General features: G+C 71.6%; 10 protein-coding genes. 6 read left to right on the top strand and 4 right to left on the bottom strand.

The genetic code is table 11. The features are described 5' to 3' along the window. From HMPREF3086_RS05350 to HMPREF3086_RS05335, 4 genes are all read left to right on the top strand, one after another. The coding region (locus tag HMPREF3086_RS05350) for an aminotransferase-like domain-containing protein (protein ID WP_070720585.1) at window positions 1-1,109 on the top strand (1,109 nt) is incomplete at its 5' end. Window positions 1,110-1,208: 99 nt separating this feature from the next. Beyond that, the gene (locus tag HMPREF3086_RS05345) at window positions 1,209-2,669 is read left to right on the top strand and encodes an FAD-dependent oxidoreductase (protein WP_070720579.1); all 1,461 of its coding nucleotides are present in this window, start codon (window positions 1,209-1,211) and stop codon (window positions 2,667-2,669) included. Continuing rightward, on the top strand, window positions 2,666-3,445 hold the full coding sequence (locus HMPREF3086_RS05340) for a Crp/Fnr family transcriptional regulator (RefSeq protein ID WP_246830913.1): 780 nt from the start codon (window positions 2,666-2,668) through the stop codon (window positions 3,443-3,445). Before HMPREF3086_RS05345 ends, HMPREF3086_RS05340 begins: the two co-directional genes overlap by 4 nt. Window positions 3,446-3,578: 133 nt before the next feature. Beyond that, window positions 3,579-3,980, top strand: coding sequence for a cupin domain-containing protein (locus HMPREF3086_RS05335; RefSeq protein WP_070720576.1), 402 nt, complete (start codon window positions 3,579-3,581; stop codon window positions 3,978-3,980). Window positions 3,981-4,046: 66 nt separating this feature from the next. Here HMPREF3086_RS05335 and HMPREF3086_RS05330 read toward each other — a convergent pair whose 3' ends face one another. Both HMPREF3086_RS05330 and HMPREF3086_RS05325 read right to left on the bottom strand, forming a co-directional pair. Further along, window positions 4,047-5,996 (bottom strand): heavy metal translocating P-type ATPase, encoded by a 1,950-nt coding sequence (locus tag HMPREF3086_RS05330; protein WP_070720573.1) that lies wholly within the window; start codon window positions 5,994-5,996, stop codon window positions 4,047-4,049. A 238-nt stretch (window positions 5,997-6,234) separates the two neighbouring features. Further along, the gene (locus HMPREF3086_RS05325) at window positions 6,235-6,468 is read right to left on the bottom strand and encodes a heavy-metal-associated domain-containing protein (protein WP_007633765.1); all 234 of its coding nucleotides are present in this window, start codon (window positions 6,466-6,468) and stop codon (window positions 6,235-6,237) included. Window positions 6,469-6,664: 196 nt separating this feature from the next. On the opposite strand from HMPREF3086_RS05325, the gene HMPREF3086_RS05320 reads away from it, so the two are divergent. After that, the gene (locus HMPREF3086_RS05320; RefSeq protein ID WP_043568817.1) at window positions 6,665-7,258 is read left to right on the top strand and encodes a class I SAM-dependent DNA methyltransferase; all 594 of its coding nucleotides are present in this window, start codon (window positions 6,665-6,667) and stop codon (window positions 7,256-7,258) included. A gap of 68 nt (window positions 7,259-7,326) precedes the next feature. Beyond that, a complete protein-coding gene (locus HMPREF3086_RS05315; protein WP_070720569.1) occupies window positions 7,327-8,583 on the top strand; it encodes a glutaminase in 1,257 nt (418 codons plus the stop codon). Window positions 8,584-8,776: 193 nt separating this feature from the next. Here HMPREF3086_RS05315 and HMPREF3086_RS05310 read toward each other — a convergent pair whose 3' ends face one another. Both HMPREF3086_RS05310 and HMPREF3086_RS05305 read right to left on the bottom strand, forming a co-directional pair. Further along, on the bottom strand, window positions 8,777-9,706 hold the full coding sequence (locus HMPREF3086_RS05310) for a patatin-like phospholipase family protein (protein WP_070720565.1): 930 nt from the start codon (window positions 9,704-9,706) through the stop codon (window positions 8,777-8,779). 184 nt (window positions 9,707-9,890) lie between these two features. Further along, the coding region (locus HMPREF3086_RS05305) for an alpha/beta hydrolase (protein WP_141764007.1) at window positions 9,891-10,855 on the bottom strand (965 nt) is incomplete at its 5' end.

Below are 10,855 nucleotides of genomic sequence, written 5' to 3'. Positions count from 1 at the left end.
CCCGCCGGGGCCGCTCGCCGCGGGACCTCCGGCCCGGCATCCCGGACGCGACCCTCGTGGACCAGCGTGCGTGGCGAGCCGCGGTGCGGGTGGCTGCCGCGCAGGGGCTGGCGGGGCTGAACCCGTGGGAGGAGCCGAGTCCGTCCCTGCGGGCGGCGCTCGCCGGGCACCTGCGTCGTCACCGTGGTATCGCGGGCGCGGAGCCCCTGCTGTTCGACAGTTCGCGCTCGGCGATCGCGGCCCTGTGCGCGGCGTTCGCCGCCGCGGGCCCCGACCGGCCACCCGCGGTGTTCCATATGGAGGACCCCGGCTACCGCGGCGCGCGACTGATGGCCCGCGAGCAGGGCCTCGACGTCCGCCTGCACCCCGCCGAGCCGGGCGGCCTCGACGCCGCGCGCCTGGGCGCCGAGCGCGCGATCGTCTTCACCACGCCCGCCCACCAGTTCCCGCTGGGACACCGCATGAGCGTGGACCGGCGGGTCGCGGTGGTGGAGTGGGCGCGGCGGACCGGCTCGCTGGTGATCGAGGACGACTACGACGGCGAGTTCCGCTACGGCGTCGCCCCCCTGCCCGCGCTGGTCACGCTACCCGGCGCGGCCGATCACGTCGCGTACGTGGGCACCTCGTCCAAGTCGGTGGCGCCCGACCTGCGGGTGGCGTGGTGCCTGCCGCCGGCGTCGTTGCGGCGCGAGGTCGAGCGATGGCTGGTGGTCCACCGCCGGGGCCCGTCGTCGTTGCCGGCCGAGGCGCTCGCGGCGTTCCTGGAGACGGGGGCGATGGACCGCCACCTGGCGCGGGCGGCGCGCGTGTATGCCGATCGTCGCGGCCGCCTGGTGGCGGCGCTCGCGCGCGAGTGTCCGGGCCCGGAAGTGACGGGTGTCGAGGCGGGCCTGCACCTGTGCGTGGTGCTACCCGGATATGACGACGACGAGGTGGTCCGTGCACTCGAGGAGACGGGGTGGCGCACCCGCTCGCTCAGCGGGCAGGCGGAGAGCCACGCGGTGGCGGGGCTGGTGCTGAGCTACTCGAGGCTCACTGCGCGGGACGCGGCCGAGTTCGCGTCGGACCTGCGGCGGGTGCTCGAGAGGCTCGGTTCCGGCTACTACTGAGGCCCGTGCCCGCGCCCGCCGAGCGGGTGCGGGCACATACGGCCTGTCTTACAGTGAGCGCCAGCGACATCCGCGGCGAGAGCTCAGAGGAGACGCACCATGGGCACATCATTCTGGCGACGCACGACGATCGACCCCCCGGCGGCGGAGTTCCCCGAGGGCGAGCACGTGGACCTGGTGATCGCCGGCGCGGGGTTCACCGGCCTCATCACCGCCCTCATGGCGGCCGCGCGAGGCAAGTCCGTCGTGGTCCTGGAGGCGCACACCGTCGGCGCCGGGGCGAGCGGCGCGACCACGGCCAAGGTCTCGGTGCTGCAGGGCACGCGACTGTCGAGTATCCGCTCCAAGCACGGCCTGGAGACCGCACGCGAGTACGCCGACGCCAGCCGCTACGGCCTGGACTGGTGGGCCGAGTTCTGCGAGTCGCACGGCGTCGACGCACAACGTCGCCGCGCGGTGACGTTCTCGCGCGGCGTGATGGGAACCTCGACGCTGCGCAAGGAGATGCGCACGATGGTCGACCTGGGCCTGCCCGCCCGGTGGTACGACCGGATCGACGTCCCCTTCCCCGCCCGCTCGGCGGTGGAGCTGCCGGATCAGATGCAGATCGACCCGGTGCAGGCGCTCGCGGCGCTGGTCCGGGCGGCCACGGCGCTGGGCGTGCGGGTCGTCGAGCACGCCCGCGTGACCGGCCTCAAGGCGCGGGGCACTGGCGACGGCGCGTTCGTCACCGTCACCGCCGACCCGGGCACGATGACCGCGCGCGACGTGGTCCTGGCGACCGCGTCCCCCGCGCTGGACCGCGGCCCGACGGTGGCGACCATGGAGCCCGAGCGGTCCTACCTCGCGTCGTTCGAGTACTCCGGCGGGCTGCCGGAGGGGATGTACGGCTCGGTCGAGAGCCCGGTGCGGTCGCTGCGGACCGTGCCCACCCCGGACGGCGAGATCCTGTTCGTCGGCGGCAACGGCCACCGCACGGGCACCGCGACCGGCACGGCGTCCAAGCTCGACTCCCTGCGCGAGTACGCGGAGAAGTACTTCCCCGGCGCGACGATGACCCACGGTTGGTCCGCGCAGGATTTCCACCCGGTGACGATGCTGCCCAGGTCCGGCCCGCTGCCGTGGGGACGCGGCCGCGTCCACTTCGCCGGGGGCTACAGCAAGTGGGGCCTCACGGGCGCGCCGGCGGCGGCCGGGATCATGGTCGACCGGCTCGAGGGCCTGGACCCGCGGGTGTCGTTCGGTAAGCCCAGCATCACCGGGTCGGCCCGCAACGCGGTTCCCCTGTTCGCGGACCTGCCTCTGCAGTTGGCCGCGACCGCGGCGCAGTCGGTGGTCCGCAAGCCGCGGCCGAGTGTCCGACCGGTCGGCGAGGCCACGGGGGACGACGGCGAGAAGTGCACTGTCGGCCTGCTGTGCCCGCACATGGGGGCCGTGCTCAGCTGGAACGACGCCGAGCGCTCGTGGGACTGCCCCTGGCACGGGTCCCGCTTCACGGCGTGTGGTGAACTCATCGAGGGCCCCGCCACGAGCGACCTGAAGCGCCACGATACGACGTGACGGAGATCCCCGGACGTCGCCGGACACCGCTGCGACCGACCTGCGCACGACCTCACGCCTGCTCGATCGACGTGCGGCTCGCGGTCCTGCACCGCACTCCGTTTTTCGCCGACCTCGACGCCGACGGGATCGCTGAGGTGGACCGGCGGGCGGTGTCCCTGTCGTGGGGCTCCGGCGACGCCGTGTATACCGAGGGCGAGCGCTCAGGGTACCTCTATGTCATCGCCCACGGTCGCGCCAAAGCGTACCGGGACTCCGAGGACGGCAGGACCGTCGTCGTCGACCTGCTCGCACCGGGTGATTTCGCCGGTGGTGTCGACTCGCTCGGCACGCCGCGGTACGGCGAAACGGTCGAGGCGATCGACACACTGTGCGCGTTGCGGATCGGCGCCGAGGACTTCCGCGACCTCCTCACCCGATTCCCGCAGGTGGCGCTGCGCGTCATCGACCACCTAACGGGGCTGCTCGAGGACGCGCGTACCACGGTGACGCACCACGCCACCCGTACCGTGGCCCAGCGGGTGGCCGGGACACTGCTGCGTGTCGCCGACAAGTTCGGTGAGGCCCGCTCCGGGTTCGGCGACGGCCGCGCGGCTGGAACGCTGCTGGAGTTACCGTTGACGCGCTCCGACCTGGCAGGGATTACCGGGTCCACACCCGAGTCGGTGTCACGGGTGATGAGCAGGCTCCGGCGGGAGGGGATCATCGATTCCGGTCGCCGCTGGACCGCCGTGCTCGACCGCGAACGACTGGCCGAGATCGCCGAGCCGCGCTGAGCGCCCGCGAGCGTTCGCGGGGCGTTGCACAGCCTGCCCTTGGTTGAAAGTGGCCCGGGAGTGACCGAAACTCGGGAGGACAACATCGGCCGCCGGCCACAGTGTGTACCCGCCTACGGAAGCAGGAATATCGATGAGCCCCACTGACCAGGGTCCGAACCCGTTCGTCGTCGACATCGAGGACGCCACCCTCGCCAACGACAACTACCGGACCACCCTCTGGACGGGATCGCACATGCAGCTCACCGTGATGAGCATCCGCCCCGGGGACGATATCGGTCTCGAGGTCCACGACGACCACGACCAGTTCCTCCGCGTCGAGGCCGGCACGGGCCGGGTCGAGATGGGGCCGGCGAAGGACCAGCTCGACTTCGTCCGCGAGGTCTCCGACGACTGGGTCATCCTCGTGCCCGCCGGGAGCTGGCACAACGTCACCAACATCGGTGATGACGACCTCAAGGTGTATTCGCTGTACGGCCCGCCCGAGCACGAGCACGGCACCGTCCATCAGACCAAGGCGGACGCCGACCACTGATCTGACGAGACACCGCGGGCCCGGCCCGGTCGATCTTCCGGTGCGGGCCCGCGATGTCGTGTCAGGTCAGGCCGAGACCGCCACGCGGTGCCGCCCCCGGCGATCCGGGTCGGCGACGGTGCGGTGGACGTCGACCCGCCGGCGCAGGAGGCGCATCGCGTTGACGATGACCACCAGGACGGACGCCTCGTGGACGAGCATGCCGATCGACATGGTGACCCCTCCGGCGAAGACACCTGCCAACAGCGCGGCCACGGTGATCATCGCGACCGCGATGTTCTGACGCATCACCGACACGGTGCGCTTCGCCAGACCGACGGCCTCCGGCAGCTTGAGCAGGTCGTCACCCATGAGTGCGATATCCGCGGTCTCCACCGCCACGGCTGACCCGGCGGCGCCCATCGCGACACCGATGTCCGCGGTGGCCAGCGCGGGAGCGTCGTTGACGCCGTCGCCGACCATGGCCACGGTGTGGCCCGCCCGCTGCAGCTCGGTGACCGCGTGCAGCTTGTCCTCCGGCAGCAGCCCCGCCCGGACCTCGTCCACCCCGGTGGCCGCGCCGACCGCCTCCGCGACCAGCGGGACGTCACCGGTGAGCATGATGACCTTCTCGACACCGGATCCGTGGAGCCGGGCGATCATCTCGGCCGCATCGGCACGGATGGTGTCGGCCACCGCGATGACGCCGGCCACCTCGTCGTCGACGGCGATGATCATGGGGGTCTTGCCGTCGCGGGCGAAGTCGTCGGCCGCCCGTGCCGCGCCGCCGTCGTCGGCGATCCCGAACTCGTCCAGCAGCGCTTGGTTGCCGATCAGGACGCGATAGCCGTCCACCTGCGCGGTTAGACCCTTGCCCGCGATAGGCCGGACCGATTCGGGAGTGTCGTAGGCGACCCCCTCGGCCGAGGCCGCCTCGAGGATCGGCCGGGCCAGCGGGTGTTCGGAGCCCGCCTCGCCGCCCGCCGCCAGGGTCAGCACGTCGGCGCGGGACCTGTCAGGGGCCAGCACGAGGACGTCGGTCAGTTCGGGTCGTCCCTCGGTGAGGGTTCCGGTCTTGTCCACCGCGACGACGTCTATCTTCGCGGAGGTCTCCAGGTACTCCCCGCCCTTGATGAGGATGCCGTTGCGGGCCGCCCTGCCGATGCCGGCGACGATCGCGACCGGGATCGAGATGACCAGTGCACCGGGGCAGCCGATCACCAGGAGTGTCAGCGCCAGCACCACATCGCCGCTGATCAGGCCGGCGACCAGCGCCAGGACCATGATGCCCGGGGTGTACCACGCGGAGAAGCGGTCGATGAAACTCTGGGTACGCGCCTTGGCGTCCTGCGCCTCCTCGACGCGGTGGATGATCCGCGCCAGGGTGGTGTCGGCACCGATGCCGGTCGCCAGGACGTGGAGGAATCCCCCGCGCGACACGGTGCCGGCGAACACCTGGTCGCCCTTGGACTTCTCCACGGGAATCGACTCGCCGGTGATCGAGGCCTCGTCGAGCGCACCGGAACCGGCCACGACCTGGCCGTCGACGGGGACCTTGGCGCCGTTCTTGACCAGTACGATCTCATCCTGGCGGACCTGGCCGGCCGGGACCTCCACCTGTTCGCCGTCACGCATCACCACCGCGACGTCCGGTGCCACGGCAACCAGCTCGGCCAGCGCGGAGCGGGTCTTGTTGAGGGTGGCCGACTCGAGGGCGTGACCGATCGCGAACAGGAAGGTGACCGCGGCCGCCTCCCAGTAGTTGCCGATGATGATCGCGCCGATCCCCGCGACCGACACCAGCAGATCGATGCCGATGTGGCGGATGAGCAGGGCATCGACCGCCTTCTTGACGATGGGGGCTCCCGCGACGACAGCGGCGGCGAGCATCAACACGTCGGCGAGGACCGCGTTGTCCTCGAGCCCGCGGAAGTCCGAGCCGGCCACACCGGATGCGATGAAGGATCCGATGATGAGCAGCCCCGACAGGATCGGGACGAACCAACGCCCGTATATCCATTTACGGATGGTATTCATGACCTACTCCTCGATATCCGGGTCCTTATTTCGGTGCGGTGTTTCCGACACATCTCCTCGACCCGTCGGAATTACCATAAGAGCGTTCCGGTGAAGCGACCATGACGGTGATCAATTAACCGCAGGATCGGATACGGCAGGCCCGGCGGTGGGGGAATGTCCGGAAAACGCGGCTCCGCCGTCCCGGGCGAATCGGCGCGCGGGACGGCGGAGGGCAGGTGAAGGGTCACCGGTCCGGTCAGAAGGCGCTGGGACGTGCCCTGTAACCGGCCTTCGCCACGGCGGCCACGAGGTCATCGACGCTGGACACCCCCGGGTCGTGGTCGACCTCGATCCGCGAGGAGGCGAAGTGCACCTCCACCTTCTCGACACCCTCGAGTCGACCGACCTGCTTCTCGATCTTGGCCACACAGGACGGGCAGGAGAACCCCTCCGCGCGCAGGATGCTGTGAATGACATTCTTTACGGCCATGACGTTGTCCTTTCCTCTCGGTCCCGGTCGGCACCCGCCGCCGAGTAATTCCCACGATAGAGACGGGCCGCTGCCGGAACATTGACGCGGATCACTTATCCGCACAATTCTTTCCGGTCGTGTCGGGGGGACTATTTCGAGGCGTGGTCCGCGTTGATCGACATGAGATCAAAGGAAAAGGGGGGGGATCAGGAACATGACATATGAGGACATCCCGAGCGCGTACGTGGCGCGGGCGGAGGTGCTGGCGGGCGTGCTGGGCAGGGAGGTCGCCCCGGACGATCCCGACCGCGAGGTCATCGAGGCGTGGGCGGGTGGTGTCCCCGGGCGCATCCTCGACGTCGGCTCGGGCACGGGACGGTGGGCCGGGCACCTGGCGGCGCTGGGGCACGCGGTGGACGGGCTCGAACCCTCCGGCCCGTTCGTCGACATGGCCCGGGAGAGCTTTCCGACCGTGGCGTTCCGGCACGGCGCGATCTCCGATCTGGACGGGACGGAGGAGCGGTGGGCCGGCCTGTTGGCCTGGTACTCGCTCATCCACATGGATGGACGGGAGCTCCCCGTGGCGCTGGCGACCCTCCACCGGGTTCTCGAGGCGGACGGGCAGCTGCTCCTGTCGTTCTTCACCGGACCCTGTCACGGTCCGTTCGCCCACCCGGCGGCCACGGCCTACCTCTGGCCGATGGACGGCATGGTCACCGCTCTGGAGCGCGCGGGCTTCAGGGTGACGGGCCGGCGTACGCAGCCGGGTGCGCCGCACGCCGTCGTGACCGCGCGGTCCGCCGCCTGACGGGCATCGCAGGCCCCGCGCCCGGGACTGATCGGCCCCCGCGCGGGCGGTCATGACACGCTGGTGGCGTGAAGACGCCGGTACCTGATTATCTGCTCGAGATCCGCAACGCCTGCTCGGACGGCGGGGAGGGCCGGCTCGCCGACTACATCCCCGAGCTCGCGGCCGTGGACCCGGACCGGTTCGCGGTGGCCGCCTGCACGATGGACGGGGTCGTCTACACCGCCGGCGACGCGGACGCGGAGTTCACGATCCAGTCGATGAGCAAGCCGTTCGTCTACGCGCTGGCCCTGCGCGACCGCGGGATCGAGGCGGTGCTGGAGAAGGTCGAGGTGGAGCCGTCCGGCGACGCGTTCAACCAGATCTCCCTCAACCGGGACACCGGCCGGCCGCGCAACCCGATGATCAACATCGGGGCGATCACCACGCACACGCTCGTCGGCCCGCCCGGCGCCTCGGAGAACGAGCGCAGCGCGGTCATCGCGGACGGGTTGTCGGCGTTCGCGGGCCGGCGTCTCGAGGTCGACGGCGCCGTGTGCGAGTCCGAGCTGCGCACGGCGTTCCGCAACCGCGCGATGGCCAACCTGGTCCGCGCCGGCGGGATCATCGAGGACGATCCGGACGAGGCCGTGCGCGGGTACACCCGGCAGTGCGCGTACCGGGTGACGGTGCGGGACCTCGCCGTCATGGCCGTCACGCTGGCCACCGGCGGCGTCAACCCGGTCACGCGCGAGCGGGTGGTGTCGGCACCGGTCGCGCGGCAGGTCCTCGCGGTGATGACGACGTGCGGGATGTACGACGCCGCCGGCGACTGGATGTCCACGGTGGGGATCCCGGCCAAGAGCGGGGTGTCCGGAGGGATCCTCGGCGCGCTGCCAGGTCAGGTGGGGCTGGGGGTGTTCTCGCCGCGGCTCGACGAGCACGGGCACAGTGTCGAGGGCGTGCGCACCTTTGAGCGGCTGTCGCGGGACCTCGAGCTGCATCTGATGAACACCACGGTCACCGAGGTCGAGGCCGTGCGATCGGTGCGGTTCGACGAGATCTCCGGGCGCCGGACGTTCCGCCTGCAGGGCCCCATGACCTTCGCCAGTGCCGAGCAGGTGCTGCGGCGCCTGGCCGAGATTCCCGAGGGGCCGGAGGAGGTGACGCTCGACCTCAGCCGCGTGTCCTCGGTCAACAACAGCGCCCGGCGGATGTTGCTCGAGGCGATGCGGCGACTGTCCGCGGAGGGGCACACGGTGGGGCTCGCGGATCCGGGCCGGCGCCTGCCGGAGCCGGACCTCGGCGACGGCACCCGCCCGGTCACGCGCCGCGCGGCGCGCTGACGGTGCCCGCGGTGGTCACCTGGCTCGGAGCCTGCTGACCGGTGAACTCGTGACCCTCGCCGCCAGCGCGCGATGTTCCAACGTCCCGTAGCGACTAGCGATCACCAGGGGGTCGTGACGCGGACGCGGTCGGGGGATAGAGGGTGACAGCCGACGTCGAGAGGTCCAGTCGCATATCGCTGAGTCGGCCCAGTCACACCCCGGCCCCGTTGGCGGCGAGCGCCGACCGGACTGTCGCGGGAGCGGTGGTCATGGAGTGCTCGAACGCCTGCGTGCGGCGCGCGCCGTTCATGAAATGCGCGCTCAGGCCGGCGAGATCGGCGGGGGTCGGCAGGATCGGCACGACGGTCGTGCCGCGGGCGCGGACCGTGTCGATCTCGGCGTGCAGGACGGTCGACATCGGGCGGCGGATCATCCGGTACTCGAGCGAGCCACCGGGGCCGGGGATGCGGACGCCCGGTGCCGACGCCATCGGGGCGATGACGTAGATGAGGTCCACCTCCTCCGGACCGATGAGGTCGACCGAGGCGGTCGAGCCCATCCCGCCGTCGACGAAGATGCGGTCCCCGATCGGCACCGGCGGCATCCAGCCGGGTGTCGCCCAGGACGCGCGCAGCGCCTCGCCGACGGTCGCGTGAGGCGACCCGGGTGCGCCGAACACGACCCGCTCCCCGGCGCGGACGTCGTAGGCCACCATCCGGGCCGCGGGGTGGGGGAGCCAGGCGCCGACCTCGAACTGCTCGGCGAGTCGCTGCAGCCACCCCGCGTCCGCGCGTCCCGTGGGGGCGATGCCGGTGAGGCCCGCCAGCCCGGTGCGCTTGCGCAGGAGGCCCGGGTTGAGCAACGGAAGCCGCGGCAGCGGCGGCACGCTGGGCGGAGTGGAGGCGATGTGGTCCCGCAGCCTCGGGTCGGTGGCCCGGCCGTACTGCATGTCGACCAGTTCGGAGACGGAGACGCCGCCGGCGAGCATGGTGACGAGTTCGGCGCCCGCGGAGGTGCCGAGCATGACGTCGGCCTCACGCGGGTCGAAACCGGTCTGCTCGCCCAGGGCGTGCATGGCCGCGATCGCCCAGGCGGCACCGATGGTGCCGCCGCAGCCGAGCACGATCGCCGTCCTGCTCATGCGTCGGACTCCTGAGGTCTGCGACTCACGTCCGCGCCCACCATTCGTCGCGCTCGGCGCCGGTGACCTCGCGCGCGGTGTAGTCGCCGACCCGCGGGGGTTCGTATCGTCCCGTCAGCGGCATGGAGTCTCCTCGGATCGACGATGTCCTGGCAGTGAGTGGAACCTTACGCGGCCGGAGCACTCAGGCGTACCGGTCCGTGAACCGGGCGACCGCGTCGACCACCGCGAGGTACCGCGGCGAGCACACCGCGTCGAAGCCGTGCGGCGCGCCCGGCAGCTCGGCGTAGACCACCGGGTTCGGCGACCCCGCGCGCAGGTGCCGCACGAGTCGCCGCGAGCCCTTGACCGGCGTGTACGTGTCCAGCGTGCCGTGGATGATCGCCACCGGCGGCGCCCCGGAGGCCGGATGCCGCACAGGGTCCGAGACGTCCCGGGTCGCACTGCCCAGCCGGCCGTAGTACCCGTAGAGCCCGACCGCCGCGGCCAGCGTGGTGTCGACGTGCTCGAAGCCGGGCTGGAACCGGGGATCGTTCGCGGTCAGCGCGGTCATCATCGCGATGTGGGCGCCTGCCGAACTGCCCGCGACGACGATCGGCGCATCGGCCGGGATGCCGTGTGACGGGCCCTCAACGCGGATCCAGTGGAGGAGCCGCTTGATGTCCACCAGGTGCTGCGGGAAGCCCGCCTCGGGGGTGGGCGACAGGGTGTAGGTCGCGCTGAGGGCGGCCCAACCGCGACGCGCGTGGTCGAACAGCATCGCGCGGGACTCGAGGCTCGGTGCGCCCGCGCGGAAGTGACCGCCGTGGATGTGGACGAGCACGCCGCGGACCCCGCCCACCCCCGCGCCGAACTCACCGACACGGGACCCGGCCCCGCCGTCGCCACCTGGGCGGAGGTCTGCACGGGTGTAGAGATCGAATCGGTTCGCCACGGGGTCCGGACCGTAGACCATGCCCCGGCGGGCCCGCACCCCATGCGGCGGTAGCGGCCACGGACGGGCCAGCACCGTCGGCCAGGGCGTGCGGTGGCGTGGGGCGGGACTCGTCGTCGTCGTCGTACCGCGCCCCTCCGTGCCGTCCTGCAGCGCACCATCCCCCGGCGCCCCCTCCCGCAGCGCCCGGTCCAGGGCGGGCCGCGCGGCGAGGT

Source organism: Dietzia sp. HMSC21D01 (genome assembly GCF_001815995.1).
Taxonomy (GTDB): domain Bacteria; phylum Actinomycetota; class Actinomycetes; order Mycobacteriales; family Mycobacteriaceae; genus Dietzia; species Dietzia cinnamea.
This window is presented reverse-complemented; position numbering and strand designations above follow the sequence as displayed.

Bases quoted from the DNA above. Each gene is read 5' to 3' on its own strand.
- HMPREF3086_RS05335 (WP_070720576.1), top strand. From the start codon at position 3,579: ATGAGCCCCACTGACCAGGGTCCGAACCCGTTCGTCGTCGACATCGAG.
- HMPREF3086_RS05320 (WP_043568817.1), top strand. From the start codon at position 6,665: ATGACATATGAGGACATCCCGAGCGCGTACGTGGCGCGGGCGGAGGTG.
- HMPREF3086_RS05310 (WP_070720565.1), bottom strand. From the start codon at position 9,706: ATGAGCAGGACGGCGATCGTGCTCGGCTGCGGCGGCACCATCGGTGCC.
- HMPREF3086_RS05345 (WP_070720579.1), top strand. From the start codon at position 1,209: ATGGGCACATCATTCTGGCGACGCACGACGATCGACCCCCCGGCGGCG.
- HMPREF3086_RS05325 (WP_007633765.1), bottom strand. From the start codon at position 6,468: ATGGCCGTAAAGAATGTCATTCACAGCATCCTGCGCGCGGAGGGGTTC.
- HMPREF3086_RS05330 (WP_070720573.1), bottom strand. From the start codon at position 5,996: ATGAATACCATCCGTAAATGGATATACGGGCGTTGGTTCGTCCCGATC.